The 13530-nt window shown below is 71.4% G+C and carries 13 protein-coding genes; 12 read left to right on the top strand and 1 reads right to left on the bottom strand.

Annotated elements, in window-relative coordinates:
* The first annotated feature begins 35 nt into the window (after nt 1-35).
* Nucleotides 36-899: an FKBP-type peptidyl-prolyl cis-trans isomerase gene (locus BLQ50_RS13845; protein WP_139185834.1), complete on the top strand. Its 864-nt coding sequence runs from the start codon at nt 36-38 to the stop codon at nt 897-899.
* Nucleotides 900-943: 44 nt separating this feature from the next.
* On the top strand, nt 944-1726 hold the full coding sequence (gene hisF / locus BLQ50_RS13840) for an imidazole glycerol phosphate synthase subunit HisF (protein WP_093184714.1): 783 nt from the start codon (nt 944-946) through the stop codon (nt 1724-1726).
* Here hisF and BLQ50_RS13835 read toward each other — a convergent pair.
* The gene (locus BLQ50_RS13835) at nt 1674-2330 is read right to left on the bottom strand and encodes a TIGR03085 family metal-binding protein (protein WP_093184712.1); all 657 of its coding nucleotides are present in this window, start codon (nt 2328-2330) and stop codon (nt 1674-1676) included. The genes hisF and BLQ50_RS13835 overlap by 53 nt on opposite strands.
* Nucleotides 2331-2457: 127 nt before the next feature.
* Here BLQ50_RS13835 and BLQ50_RS13830 point away from each other — a divergent pair, with 127 nt between their 5' ends.
* From BLQ50_RS13830 to lgt, 10 genes are all read left to right on the top strand, one after another.
* Nucleotides 2458-4281: an ABC transporter ATP-binding protein gene (locus BLQ50_RS13830; RefSeq protein WP_093185025.1), complete on the top strand. Its 1824-nt coding sequence runs from the start codon at nt 2458-2460 to the stop codon at nt 4279-4281.
* Nucleotides 4282-4307: 26 nt separating this feature from the next.
* Nucleotides 4308-6227: an ABC transporter ATP-binding protein gene (locus BLQ50_RS13825; RefSeq protein WP_093184709.1), complete on the top strand. Its 1920-nt coding sequence runs from the start codon at nt 4308-4310 to the stop codon at nt 6225-6227.
* A gap of 102 nt (nt 6228-6329) precedes the next feature.
* Entirely contained in the window at nt 6330-6782 is a 453-nt protein-coding gene (gene hisI, locus BLQ50_RS13820) for a phosphoribosyl-AMP cyclohydrolase (protein WP_093185022.1), read from the top strand.
* 2 nt (nt 6783-6784) lie between these two features.
* Entirely contained in the window at nt 6785-8365 is a 1581-nt protein-coding gene (locus BLQ50_RS13815; protein ID WP_425424099.1) for an anthranilate synthase component I, read from the top strand.
* The gene (locus BLQ50_RS13810; RefSeq protein ID WP_093184707.1) at nt 8362-8982 is read left to right on the top strand and encodes a Trp biosynthesis-associated membrane protein; all 621 of its coding nucleotides are present in this window, start codon (nt 8362-8364) and stop codon (nt 8980-8982) included. Before BLQ50_RS13815 ends, BLQ50_RS13810 begins: the two co-directional genes overlap by 4 nt.
* Nucleotides 8983-9050: 68 nt before the next feature.
* Nucleotides 9051-9320: an HGxxPAAW family protein gene (locus BLQ50_RS13805; RefSeq protein WP_093184704.1), complete on the top strand. Its 270-nt coding sequence runs from the start codon at nt 9051-9053 to the stop codon at nt 9318-9320.
* 174 nt (nt 9321-9494) lie between these two features.
* The gene (gene trpC / locus BLQ50_RS13800) at nt 9495-10307 is read left to right on the top strand and encodes an indole-3-glycerol phosphate synthase TrpC (RefSeq protein WP_093184702.1); all 813 of its coding nucleotides are present in this window, start codon (nt 9495-9497) and stop codon (nt 10305-10307) included.
* A 93-nt stretch (nt 10308-10400) separates the two neighbouring features.
* Nucleotides 10401-11648: a tryptophan synthase subunit beta gene (gene trpB, locus BLQ50_RS13795; RefSeq protein ID WP_093184700.1), complete on the top strand. Its 1248-nt coding sequence runs from the start codon at nt 10401-10403 to the stop codon at nt 11646-11648.
* Complete coding sequence (gene trpA, locus BLQ50_RS13790) at nt 11645-12466, top strand: tryptophan synthase subunit alpha (RefSeq protein ID WP_093184697.1); 822 nt, start codon at nt 11645-11647, stop codon at nt 12464-12466. The genes trpB and trpA overlap by 4 nt, the downstream gene beginning before the upstream one ends.
* A gap of 17 nt (nt 12467-12483) precedes the next feature.
* Nucleotides 12484-13512 (top strand): prolipoprotein diacylglyceryl transferase, encoded by a 1029-nt coding sequence (gene lgt, locus BLQ50_RS13785; protein WP_093185017.1) that lies wholly within the window; start codon nt 12484-12486, stop codon nt 13510-13512.
* Nucleotides 13513-13530: the final 18 nt, after the last annotated feature.

Below are 13530 nucleotides of genomic sequence, written 5' to 3'. Positions count from 1 at the left end.
GGAAACCAAGAGCTCTAGCAGTCACGTGCTGCGCCGTGGTCGGTCTGCTCACAGCCACCGCGGCCTGCGGCCCGTCCCCCGACGACGCCCCCACGTCCGAGGCGACCGCCGCGGTCGTGTCGATCACAGGCACGGCCGCCGAGGCCCCGGAGCTGAACTACCCTGTGCCGCTCACCCTGGATGCCCCGATCACCGAGGTGGTCTGGGAGGGGGATGGCGACGAGGTCGTCGAGGGGGAGCCGGTGCTGCTGCGGGTCTACTCAGAGAACGGCACCGACGGGACCGCCGCGCGCAACGACTTCCTCTCAGTCCCGGTGCCCTACCTGCTGACCGAGGAGGCGATCGGCTCCGACCTCTTCGACGTGCTCTCCGGTCACCGGGTCGGCGCCCGGATCCTGCACGCGGTCGAGACGGACGGCGTGCCGATCGTCACGAGCATCGACATCCTGCCCACCCGCGCCGTGGGTGACCTGAGCGCCCCCGAGGCGGGCATGCCCGTCGTCGCTCACGACGGCGTCGGCGCGCCGACTGTGACCATCCCCTCCGACCAGCCCGCCCCGACCGCGCCTGTCGTGCGCCAGGTGGTCCGTGGGACCGGGGAGCAGGTGCCCAGCGGCAGCAAGGTCGTCATCCAGTTCGTCGTGGTGAAATGGTCGACGGGAGAGGTCTACGACACCACGTGGGGCGAGGGGCGCCTGCCCAAGACGGTCACTGTGGGTGCCGACCAGCTCATCGAAGGATTCGACGAGGGGCTCGTCGACCTGCCGGTCGGTAGCCAGGTCATGCTCGTCGTCCCACCCGGGCTGGGCTTCGGTCCCAGCGGCAACGACCTCTCTGCCGAGACCCTCGTCTACGTCGTCGACATACTTGCCGTGTCACCGGCGGCGCCGACCGGATGAGGTAGCGTGCCGTAGTCGTTCGCCCATTCGAGGAAGCAGGGAACATGTCTGTGTCTGTCCGCGTCATCCCGTGTCTTGATGTCGACGCAGGTCGGGTGGTCAAGGGCGTGAACTTCGCGAACCTGCGGGATGCGGGCGACCCGGTCGAGCTGGCCCGCAAGTACGACGCCGAGGGTGCGGACGAATTGACGTTCCTCGATGTCTCGGCCTCCTCCGGGAACCGCGAGACGACCTACGACGTCGTGCGCCGCACCGCCGAGCAGGTCTTCATCCCGCTGACCGTCGGCGGCGGGGTGCGCAGCGCGGACGACGTGGACCGTCTGTTGCGTGCCGGCGCCGACAAGGTCGGGGTCAACACGGCGGCGATCGCCCGACCCGAGCTGCTCTCCGAGATCGCCGACCGCTTCGGCAGCCAGGTGCTCGTGCTCTCGGTCGACGCCCGCCGGGTCACCGGCGACGTGCGCACCGAGTCCGGCTATGAGGTCACCACCCACGGAGGCCGCCAGGGGACAGGCATCGACGCTGTTGAATGGGCCATCCGGGCGGCTGAGCTCGGTGCGGGGGAGATCCTGCTCAACTCGATGGACGCCGACGGCACCTACGACGGCTTCGACCTCGAGATGTTCGCTGCCGTGCGCAGCCGGGTGAGCGTCCCACTCATCGCGAGCGGCGGCGCATCCAGCGCAGCCGACTTCACCGCCGCAGCGAAGGCCGGCGCGGATGCCGTGCTCGCCGCGAGCGTCTTCCACTTCGGCCGGCTGACGATCGGCGAGGTCAAGGACGCGATGGCCGCGGACGGGATCGTGGTGCGGGAAACCGCTCGCTGAGGGCGTCTGCGTCCCCCGGGCTGCCGTAGATCTGCACGGCCGAGGCGGCGCCGCGGCCGAAGCCGTGCAGGATCAGCTCGGTGACCGGCCCGGAGACCACGACGCTGCCGTGACCGGGGCGCGGCCGGTGCGCGACGACGCGTGGCCCATCGTCGACCGCGAGGATCACCCCGGCGGGTGCGGGCCGGTAGAGCAACCGTGCGAAGCGGCGGAACTGAGCCCACAGTGCGGCGGTGTGCGCCGGGTCGAGAGAATCGTGAGGCCCGTCGCCCGCGGACGGCTGCGCGCGGACCGCGTCCTGGGTGTGGACGTAGAACTCGATCAGGTTCATCGCCTCCCCAGCCCAGGTGCCCGGCGACAGCCGACCCGGGCCCTCGGCGATCGCCGCCACGAGCCGGTCGAATGCGTCGCGGTCCAGTGCGCGTTCGGCCATCTCCTCGGTCCGCCGCGCCGTGCGCGCCCATGGCGTGCGGTCACGCAGCACCACGTGGGCGGCGAGGTGCTGGGTCTGCCAGCCCTCGCACAGCGTCGGCAGGCCCGGCCCAAGATCGGCCAGGACTCGGGCGAGACCAGCACGTTCGTCGACGTTCCAAGAAGTTGCCATCTGCCCATCGTGGCACGTATGGGGACCGGCGCCTGTGAGAAGATTTACGTTCCCCTCGGTTAGGACGGCTCAGCTCGTGATCACCCATGCCCTCACCGGCGGTCGTACCCGTCGTTCGCTGGCGCTCATGGGGGCGGGGATCCGCGCCGAGTGGCGCATCTACGTCTTCGCGATCGGCGCGTCGGCGCTCTTCGGCGGCCTGACCGTGGCCGTCAGTCAGGTCCTGGGCAAGGTGACCGACACGATCGTGGTCCCGGCGATGAACGACGCCACACCCGCCGGGCGGGCCTGGGTCGGCGGGGCGGCCCTGGCCGCCGTCGGCGTCGCCCTCGCCCTGAGCGTCGCCGCCCGCCGCATCTTCGCTGGCATCGGTGTCGCGAACCTGCAGGCCAGGCACCGTCGAGCGGTCACCGCCCGGTACCTCGAGCTGCCGATGTCCTGGCACCGCGCGCACCCCACCGGCCAGCTGCTCTCCAACGTCAGCTCCGACGTCGAGGCGGCGACCGGGGTCTTCAACCCCCTGCCCTTCGCCCTCGGGGTGTGCGTGATGATCGTGATCGCCGCCGTAGCCCTGTTCAGCCTGGACGGCTGGTTGGCCGTCGCGGCGTTGAGCGTGCTGCCCGTCGCGGTTCTGGTCAACCTGGTCTTCCAGAAGTACATGTCACCGGCCATCACGCTCGCCCAGCAGCTGCGGGCCGAGGTGGCCGACGTCGCCCACGAGAGCTTCGAGGCGGCGCTGCTGGTCAAGGCGCTGGGCACCGAGGCGCGCGAGGAGGCTCGCTTCGCCGAGCGCACCGCTGCGCTGCGCGCGGCCAACGTCCGGGTCGGCACGGTCCGGGCGTTCTTCGACCCGATCATCGAGTTCCTGCCCCCGTTGGGCACGCTGCTCGTCCTGCTCGTGGGGACCTACCGGGTCCAGGGCGGGGCGGTCGAGACAGGCCAGGTGGTCTCGGCTGCCTACCTGCTGACGATGATGGCCGTCCCGGTCCGCGCCTTCGGCTGGGTGCTCGGAGAGCTGCCCCGTGGCCTCGTCGGCCACGAGCGGATCAGTCAGGTCCTCGACGCTCGAGGCGCCCTCCCACCCGGCACCCGTCCCCTCCCCGGATCGCTGAGTGCGGTCGAACGGCTGGACAAATCGCCCGCAAGGCAGCCGTTCGGCCGCACTCAGCGACCGGCGGAGGGGTTGGCGGTGCGCCTGGACGACGTCGGGGTGAGCGTTCCGAGCGCGACCGGAGACGTCAACCTGCTCAAGGGAATCACCCTCGATGTCGCCGCGGGGGAGACCGTCGCGGTCGTCGGGCCGACCGGGGCCGGCAAGACGACGCTCGTCTCGCTGCTCAGCCGACTCTCCGACCCCAGCCGCGGGCAGGTGCTGCTCGACGGCGTGGACGTCCGCGACCTCATAGCCGAGGACGTCACCGGGGCGGTCGCCTTCGTCTCGCAGACCACCTTCATCTTCGAGGACACGATCCGCGCCAACATCACCCTGGCTGACGATGACGACCCCCACCGCCCGACCGATGACGAGGTGTGGGCCGCCCTCGAGGTGGCCCGGGTGGCCGACGTCGTGCGTGCGCTCCCGCTGGGCCTGGACGCCCCGCTCGGGGAACGCGGGGCGAACCTCTCGGGCGGGCAGCGTCAGCGCGTCGCGCTGGCGCGGGCGCTGGTCCGCCGGCCGCGGCTGCTCATTCTCGACGACGCCACGAGCGCGGTCGACCCCGAGGTCGAGCAGGGCATCCTGGCCGGACTGCGGGCCGGCTCCGGGACGACCGTCGTCATGGTCGCCTACCGGATGTCGAGCGTCGCGCTGGCCGACCGGGTCGTGCACCTGGAGTCGGGGGCGGTCGTCGACACCGGCCCGGCCCACGAGCTCATCGAACGTGACGAAGGATTCCGCGACCTAGCGCTGGCCTACCAGCGTGAGGCCGCCCGACGGGAGGAAGAAGCGTGAGCGCCGCGCGAAGGGCCGCACAAGGTGTGCCAGCACAGAACGCTTCCGAGGTAGGAGCGGCCGACACCGGCGCGATCGCCTCCGCGAGCGAGCTCGGGGTCTTCGCGACCCTGCGGCGCGGCGTCCAGGTCTCGCCCGAGATCCTCGAGGGCGTGGTCATCACGCTGCTCCTGGCGGTCGTGGCCGCGGGGGGCCGGATCGTCGTGCCGCTCGCTGTGCAGCAGACCGTCGACACCGGGATCCTGGCCCCCGGCGGGGTAGACACGACCCGGGTGGCCTGGCTCGTCTCGGGCGCCGCGGTCGTGCTGCTGCTCGCCGGCGTGTGCTCGGCCCTGGTCAACGTGCGCCTGTTCCAGAGGACCGAGGCCGGCCTGGCCTCGCTGCGGGTCAAGGCGTTCCGACACGTCCACGACCTGTCCGTGCTGTCCCAGAGCACCGAGCGTCGCGGGTCGCTCGTCTCACGGGTGACCAGCGACGTCGACACGATCTCCTTGTTCGTCCAGTGGGGCGGCATCATGCTGCTCGTCTCGGTCCTGCAGATCCTCGCCGCCACCGTTCTCATGGCCTTCTACTCCTGGCAGCTGACGATCGTGGTCTGGGTGTGCTTCGTGCCGCTCTTCTTCGTGCTGCGTCCGGCGCAGAAGAAGGTCAACCACGCCTACACCGCCGTACGCGCCAAGGTCGGCGCCATGCTCGGAGCCGTCTCCGAGGCGGTCGTGGGGGCCGAGACGATCCGCGCCTATGGCGTGGGCGCGCGCACCCAGCGACGCATCGACGGTGCGATCGACTCTCACCGGCGCTCGGCGATCCGCGCCCAGAACCTCGTCTCGGTCGTCTTCTCCTCGGGCGTGCTCGTCGCGAACATCGTGCTCAGCGCGGTCGTCGTGGCCGGCACGTACCTCGGGGTCGGCGGGACCCTGACCATCGGTCAGCTGCTCGCCTTCCTCTTCCTCGTCCAGCTCTTCACGGGACCGGTCCAGATGGCCACCGAGATCCTCAACGAGCTGCAGAACGCGGTCGCGGGGTGGCGTCGGGTGCTTGCCGTCCTGGAGACCCCGGTCCTGGTCGCCGACCCCGGTGCGGACGGGGTGGACAGCCCCCGCGGGCCGGCCGGCATCGAGTTCCGCGGCGTCACCTTCGCCTACCCTGACGGTGCGCCCGTGCTGCACGGCATCGACCTCGTGCTGCCCCCGCGCACCCGGGTCGCGGTCGTGGGTGCGACGGGTTCGGGCAAGACGACCCTGGCCAAGCTCGCCACCCGACTCATGGACCCGGTCCACGGCCGGGTCCTGCTCGACGGGACCGACCTGCGCGACATCCGCGCGGCGAGCCTGCGCGCCCGGGTGGTCATGGTCCCGCAGGAGGGCTTCCTCTTCGACGGGTCGCTCGCCGACAACATCGCCTACGGGCACCGGCCCGCCCGCGCAGCGCCGGAACACGCCGTGCCCGACGCCGCGCCCGCCACCGCGAGCACGACCGCGACCGCCGGGCTCACCGCCCTGCCCACCACCCCGCCCGACGCCGTCCTCGCCACGCTCCTCGACCAGGTGGTCGCCGACCTCGGCCTGACCGACTGGGTCGCCGACCTCCCGGACGGGCTGGCCACCCAGATCGGCCAGCGAGGGGAGTCCCTCTCCGCCGGGGAGCGCCAGCTCGTCGCGATCGCCCGCGCCTACCTCGCCGGGGCCGATCTGCTCGTGCTCGACGAGGCGACCAGCGCCGTCGACCCGGTGACCGAGGTGCGCGTCGCCCGGGCGCTGGACTCCCTGACCCAGGGCCGGTCGACGATCACGATCGCGCACCGGCTCTCGACCGCGGAGGCGGCCGACCTCGTCGTCGTCGTGCACGAGGGGCGCATCGCCCAGGTCGGGGCGCACCGCGACCTGGTCGGGGCCGACGGTCACTACGCGAGGATGCACGCCGCCTGGGTCTCCCAGGTGCGCTGAGCCCGGCGCGACGCCGGGGGAGCAGCCGGCGCGGCCCGAGCACAGCAGCAATGGTCAGGGTGTGACCGCACGGCCGGGCCGTGGGAGAATGCACCGGTGTCGATGCTTCCCTCCACCCCCACCCCGCTTCCCTCCACCCCCGTCCCGGTCAGCTCCCTCACCCCCGAGATCGCCGCGCGCCTCAAGCGCGACGACGCGGGCCTGGTCGCCGCGATCGTGCAGCAGCACGACACGCGCGAGGTCCTCATGCTCGGCTGGATGGACGACGAGGCGCTCGCCCGGACCCTGTCCTCGGGCCGCGTGACCTTCTACTCCCGCTCGCGCCAGGAGTACTGGCGCAAGGGCGACACCTCCGGCCACGTCCAGTGGGTCAAGGCCGTCTCGATCGACTGCGACGGCGATGCCCTGCTCGTCGAGGTCGACCAGATCGGCGCGGCGTGCCACACGGGGGAGCGCACCTGCTTCATCACCGGGGGAGACCTCGGTGCCGTCGTCGGCTCGGCCGCCGACAGCACCGAGCACACCACCACCGAGCACACCACCAAGGAGTCCTGACCGTGAACGCAGCGCCATCCAGCGGGGGGCCCCGCAGCGCCGGGACGCTTGCCTGGGGACAGACGTGGCCACAGGTCGAGGAGTTCTACGAGCTCGCGGCCGGCCGCCGGGTGGTGCCGGTCGTGCGCCGTCTGCTGGCCGACGACGTCACGCCGGTCGGCCTGTACCGCACCCTGGCCGCGGGGCGGCCGGGCACGTTCATCATGGAGTCCGCCGAGATCGACGGCGGCTGGGCCCGGTATTCCTTCATCGGCGTGAACTCGCGGGCCACGCTCAGCGTGGACGGCGACCAGGCGGTGTGGCGCGGCGACGTGCCCGCCGGTGTCCCGACGTCGGGCAGCCCGCTCGAGGTGCTGCGTGCCACGCTCCAGGTGCTGCACACCGACGCGATCGAGGGACTGCCCCCGCTCACCGGGGGACTTGTCGGCGCGCTCGGCTGGGACCTCGTGCGCCGCTGGGAGCCCACGCTCCCCGCGACCGCACCGGACGAGCTCGGCGTGCCCGAGATGACGCTGTGCCTGGCGAGCGACCTCGCGGTGGTCGACCACATCGACGGCTCGGTCTGGCTGATCGCCAACGCGATCAACTTCGACGCGACCGACGAACGGGTCGAGGAGGCGTACTCGGGTGCGATCGCGCGCCTGGACGACATGGAGGCCCAGCTCGTCGGGGCCGCCCCGGCCGGCGGGGACGTGCTGCGAGTCCTGGACCCGGGTGCGCCCGAGCCGGAGCTGGAGTTCCGCACCACCCGCGCCGACTTCGAGCGGGCCGTGGAGACCGGCAAGGCCGCGATCCGGGACGGTGAGGTCTTCCAGGTCGTCGTCTCCCAGCGCCTCGACCTCGACTGCCCGGCCGACCCGCTCGACGTCTACCGGGTGCTGCGCACCATCAACCCGAGCCCGTACATGTACTACTTCCAGCTGGTCGACGCCGCAGGACGCGACTTCGCGGTCGTCGGGTCGAGCCCGGAGACCCTGGCCAAGGTGACCGACCGTCGGGTGATCACGTTCCCGATCGCCGGCTCGCGCCCGCGCGGGACGACCCCGGAGGAGGACCAGCAGCTGGGCGTCGAGCTCCTCGCGGACCCCAAGGAACGCTCCGAGCACATCATGCTCATCGACCTCTCCCGCAACGACCTGGCCAAGGTCTGCGCGCCGTCGAGCGTCGAGGTCGTGGAGTTCATGGCGATCAAGCGATTCAGCCACATCATGCACATCTGCTCGACGGTCGTCGGGCGCCTGCGACCAGAGGTCACGGCCCTGGACGTGCTGACTGCGACGTTCCCGGCCGGGACGCTCTCCGGCGCGCCCAAGGCGCGCGCGATCGCCCTGATCGACGAGGTGGAGCCCGCCTCACGGGGGATCTACGGTGGGACCGTGGGGTACTTCGGCTTCGACGGGACCATGGACATGGCGATCGCCATCCGCACCGCGCTGATCCGCGGCGACCGGGCGAGCGTCCAGGCCGGCGGCGGGATCGTGGCCGACTCGGTCCCGGCGCTCGAGTACGAGGAGTCCCGGAACAAGGCCGCCGCCGCGGTGCGGTCTGTCCAGATCGCCAGCCGGTTGCGAGCCCGGCCGTGAGCGAGGACGCGAGCGCAGCAGCCAACCCGCGCGCCGCACGCCGCAGGGTGGTCCTGTCGCTCGTCCTGCTCGGCGCCGCCGCGGTCGCGACCGCGGCGCCCACCTGGCTGACGACCTACGCATCGACCGTCCTCAATGAGCAGGTGAAGGTCGTGGTGACCGGCACGTCGGCCGCCCCGGGGGTGAGCGCGGCCGCCCTGGTGGTCGTCGCAGCCGGCCTCGCGCTCGGCCTGGTCGGCCGGATCGCCCGCTGGTTCTCCCTGCTCGTCGTGATCGCCGGTGGCCTCGTGATCGCCGGCTCCGGGTTCAACTTCATCCGCTCGCCCGACGCCGCGGCACGGTCCGGGGTTGCCGACGCGACCGGGGTGATCGGCGTCGTCGGCGACGTGACGGTCTCCTATGCGCCCTACCTCGCGCTCGTCTGCGGGCTTGCGATCATCGCCGTGGCCGTGCGGGCCGCGGTCGCGCCCATCGACTGGGGGAGCCGGACGACCAAGTACGACACGCCCGTCCACGGGCAGGACGCCCCGCAGGAGAGTGCCCCCGACACCGACGAGACCGACCTCGACGAGCGCGATGCTTGGGATGCGCTGACCCAGGGCGACGACCCGACCTGACCCCACAGGCCTCCCGACGCGCCAGCATTGGATAGGCTAGGACCACGTTTCCATGAAAGGCATGACCCATGACTGACAGCTCCGCACAGGTCGACGCTTCCTACCTGCCGCCGTCCGCACCGCCCTCGAACCACGGGCACACCCTCGCGGCCTGGTTCACCACGATCGTCGTCGTCGTCGGCTCCGTCCTCGCCGGCGTCGCGATGTGCGTCTCGGCGAACTGGCTCATCTGGGTCGGCGCGGCGATCGTCGTCGTCGGGCTGGTCGGCGGGAAGGTCCTGTCCGTCGCCGGATATGGCCAGTCTGCCGGTGACAGCAACGCCGCGACCAGCCACTGAACCGGTCCCGTTCTGGGCCGGGACCATTCGGTCGTCTCACGGGCCGTACGGATGAGTCGCTGGTCGACGGACGGCTCTACGATGGCTGGTAGCAGGTCCGCGTGACGCGGGCAAGAGTCGCCGCCGTGAGGTGCGCCTCAGCTGGTGCATTCGAATTCGGGAAGAAGAGGCGTCATGACGGTGCTCGATGACATTATCGTCGGTGTTCGGGAAGATCTCGCGGTCCGTGAGGCGGCAACACCGCTCGCCGACCTGAAGGCACGAGCACTGCGTCAGCCCAACGCGCTCGAGTGCGTCAGCCGGCTCAACCAGGAGGACGCCGTCGCGGTGATCGCCGAGGTCAAGCGGTCGAGTCCGAGCAAGGGCGCCCTCGCCACGATCGACGACCCGGCCGCGCTGGCCCGTGAGTACGAGAAGGGCGGCGCCTCGGTCATCTCCGTGCTGACCGAGGAACGACGCTTCGGTGGAAGCCTGGCCGACCTCACCGCGGTCCGCGCGGCGGTCGACATCCCCATCCTGCGCAAAGACTTCGTCGTCTCCCCGTACCAGGTGTGGGAGGCCCGTGCCTACGGCGCCGACCTCGTCCTGCTCATCGTCGCTGCACTCGAGCAGACGGTGCTCGAGTCGCTCGTCGAGCGCGTCCACTCCCTCGGCATGACCGCCCTGGTCGAGGTACACACGGTCGACGAGGTCACCCGGGCGCTGGACGCCGGGGCGCGCCTGGTCGGGGTCAACGCCCGCAACCTCAAGACCCTCGAGGTCGACCGGACCACCTTCGCCCGGCTCGCGCCGGCCGTCCCCGACGGCGTCGTCCGCATCGCCGAGTCCGGCGTGCGCGGCCCGCACGACGTCATGGACTACGCCCGGTCCGGGGCGAACGCCGTCCTCGTCGGGGAGGCGCTGGTGACCGGTGAGTCACCGCGGTCCGCCGTGGCAGACCTCGTCGCAGCCGGCTCCCACCCCTCCCTCTGGGCCGTCCGCCACTGACTCCCAGCTCTCCACGGTGTCCTCCAGGGCGGTCCGACCTCATCGGCGCGCCCCGCAGGGCGCCGGTCGTCGCAACCCTGGAAGGCCCTACCCTTGCCCGAATCACTGCAGAACCTCCAAGGCCCGTACTTCGGTGAGTACGGCGGTCGCTACGTCCCGGAGGCACTGGTCGCCGCCCTCGACGAGCTGGACGCCGAGTACCGCAAGGCGGTCGCCGACCCGGCCTTCGCCGCCGAGCTCAACGAGCTCCACCGGTCCTACAGCGGGCGCCCGAGCATCATCACCGAGGTGCCCCGGTTCGCCCAGCACGCTGGCGGGGCCCGGATCATCCTCAAGCGCGAGGACCTCAACCACACCGGTTCGCACAAGATCAACAACGTCCTCGGCCAGGCGCTGCTCACCAAGCGCCTGGGCAAGAAGCGCGTGATCGCCGAGACCGGCGCCGGTCAGCACGGGGTCGCCACGGCCACCGCCGCGGCGCTCTTCGACCTCGAGTGCGTCGTGTACATGGGCGAGGAAGACACCCGCCGCCAGGCGCTCAACGTCGCCCGGATGCGCCTGCTCGGCGCCGAGGTGATCTCCGTGACGGCCGGAACGCGCACCCTCAAGGACGCGATCAACGAGGCGATGCGCGACTGGGTCACGAACGTAGACACGACCAACTACGTCTTCGGCACCGCGGCCGGCCCACACCCCTTCCCGACCATGGTTCGCGACTTCCAGCGCATCATCGGCGTCGAAGCCCGCCAGCAGGTCCTCGACCTCGCCGGCCGGCTGCCCGACGTGGTCGCGGCCTGCGTCGGCGGCGGCTCGAACGCGATCGGCATCTTCGACGCCTTCCTCGATGACGCGGGCGTCCGCCTGGTCGGCTTCGAGGCCGGCGGCGACGGGTTCGAGACCGGGCGTCACGCGTCCTCGATTACCGGTGGCATGGCGGGCGTGCTGCACGGTGCCCGCTCCTACCTGCTCCAGGACGAAGACGGTCAGACCAAGGACAGCCACTCGATCTCTGCGGGCCTGGACTACCCCGGGGTCGGCCCCGAGCACTCCTTCCTTGCCGACATCAAACGCGCCGAGTACTTCCCGATCACCGACTCCGAAGCCATGGAGGCCCTGCGCCTGCTGTGCCGGACGGAGGGCATCATCCCCGCGATCGAGTCAGCCCACGCCCTGGCAGGCGCGATCAAGCTGGGCCTCGAGGCCCAGGCCGCCGGCCGCACGGACGAGCTCATCCTGGTGAACCTGTCCGGCCGCGGGGACAAAGACGTGGGCACCGCCGCGCGGTGGTTCGACCTCGTCGACGCCGACGCCGACCTCAGCGAAGAAGGAGCAGACGCGTGAGCGCCACCGCACGTCGGATCGACGAGCTCAAAGCCGAGGGGCGCGCCGCGCTCATCGGGTACCTACCGATCGGTTTCCCCACCCTCGCCCAGTCCATCGAGGCCGCGCGGACGCTCATCGAGTCCGGAGCGGACATCCTCGAGCTCGGCATCCCGTATTCCGACCCGGTCATGGACGGCCCCACGATCCAGTCTGCGGTGAACGTCGCCCTGGACGGAGGGACCCGCGTCCGGGACGTATTCACGGTGATCGAGGCGGTCGCCGGTCTCGGCGCGCCTGTGCTCGTCATGACGTACTTCAACCCGGTGCTGCGCTACGGGGTCGACGCCTTCGCCCGCGACCTCGCAGCCGCCGGGGGAGCCGGGCTCATCACCCCCGACCTCATCCCCGACGAAGGCGCAGAGTGGATCACCGCCGCTGATGCGCGCGACCTCGACAAGGTCTTCCTCGTGGCCCCGAGCTCAACCCCGCAGCGCCTCGCGCTGACCGCGGCCGCCTCGCGCGGCTTCGTCTACGCCGCGTCCACGATGGGCGTCACCGGCGAGCGGGCCACGGTCGGCGCCGGCGCCGAGCAGCTCGTGGCGGCCACCCGTGCGGCCGGCGCCGCGCGCGTGTGCGTCGGCCTCGGCGTGTCCCGCCCGGAGCAGGCCGCTGAGGTCGGACGGTACGCCGACGGCGTGATCGTCGGGTCGGCCTTCGTCAAGCCGCTGCTCGGCGACGGACCGTTCGCCGACCGCCTCGCGGCGATGAGCGCCGTCGCGCAGGGACTTGCGGCCGGCGTCCGATCGGCCCGCACGGGAGCAGGGCAGACCGCGTGAGCGCTTCCGAGCAGACTCTGACGATCCTCGCCTCGATCCCCAGCCCGAGCGAGGGCGTGTGGCACCTGGGTCCGTTCCCGCTGCGTGCCTACGCCTTCGCGATCCTGATCGGCATCTTCTTCGCCGCGTGGCTCACCGGCAAGCGCTGGGAAGAGCGCGGCGGTAACGCCGACGAGGTCTACGAGATCGCCTACTGGGCGGTGCCCTTCGGCATCGTCGGCGGGCGTCTCTATCACGTCATCAGCTCGCCGGACGCCTACTTCGGCGCCGGGGGAGACCCGCTCAAGGCCTTCGCGATCTGGGAAGGTGGGCTCGGCATCTGGGGCGCCGTGGCGCTCGGCGCGGTCGGTGCCTACATCGGGTGCCGGCGCGCCGGAGTGAGCTTCGGTGCTTTTGCTGACGCGCTCGCCCCCGGGCTGCTCATCGCTCAGGCGATCGGCCGGCTCGGCAACTGGTTCAACCAGGAGCTCTTCGGCCGCGCGACGACCCTTCCGTGGGGGCTGGAAGTCAGTCCCGACGTCGCGCGCAACGCCGGCTACCCGGTCGGCACGCTCTTCCACCCCACGTTCCTCTACGAGCTGCTGTGGAATCTCGCCGCGGCGGGCCTGCTCATCTATCTCGACCGCCGGTTCCGGCTCGGTCACGGTCGCGTGTTCTGGCTGTACGTCGTGCTGTACACGGCCGGTCGCCTGTGGATCGAGCTGCTGCGCATCGACGCCGCCGAGACGATCCTCGGGCTGCGCCTGAACGTGTGGACGTCGATCATCGTCGGCCTGGGGGCACTCGTCGCGTTCATCGTGGTGGGACATCGTGGCGGCGGCCGTGAGGAGAGCGTCTATCTCGATCCGAGCAGGGCCGCGCAGGCGGGCACGGACGCACCCGCGGACGCGGGTGACGAGCTCGCCGTGGCCAGCTCCGAGCGCGTATCGGATTCCGAGACGGACACCGACTCGACGCCGGACGCCGAGTCCGTACCCGAAATATCCGATGCAGCGCGGAATCCCAGGTCAACCCGGGGCGAAGGTCAAGAGCCCCACGGCGTGTGACCTGAGTGACTCTGCTTG

Source organism: Sanguibacter gelidistatuariae (assembly GCF_900096585.1).
Classification (GTDB): Bacteria; Actinomycetota; Actinomycetes; order Actinomycetales; family Cellulomonadaceae; genus Sanguibacter; species Sanguibacter gelidistatuariae.
This window is presented reverse-complemented; position numbering and strand designations above follow the sequence as displayed.

Bases quoted from the DNA above. Each gene is read 5' to 3' on its own strand.
- hisF (WP_093184714.1), top strand. From the start codon at position 944: ATGTCTGTGTCTGTCCGCGTCATCCCGTGTCTTGATGTCGACGCAGGT.
- BLQ50_RS13835 (WP_093184712.1), bottom strand. From the start codon at position 2,330: ATGGCAACTTCTTGGAACGTCGACGAACGTGCTGGTCTCGCCCGAGTC.
- BLQ50_RS13830 (WP_093185025.1), top strand. From the start codon at position 2,458: ATGGGGGCGGGGATCCGCGCCGAGTGGCGCATCTACGTCTTCGCGATC.
- hisI (WP_093185022.1), top strand. From the start codon at position 6,330: ATGCTTCCCTCCACCCCCACCCCGCTTCCCTCCACCCCCGTCCCGGTC.
- BLQ50_RS13805 (WP_093184704.1), top strand. From the start codon at position 9,051: ATGACTGACAGCTCCGCACAGGTCGACGCTTCCTACCTGCCGCCGTCC.
- trpC (WP_093184702.1), top strand. From the start codon at position 9,495: ATGACGGTGCTCGATGACATTATCGTCGGTGTTCGGGAAGATCTCGCG.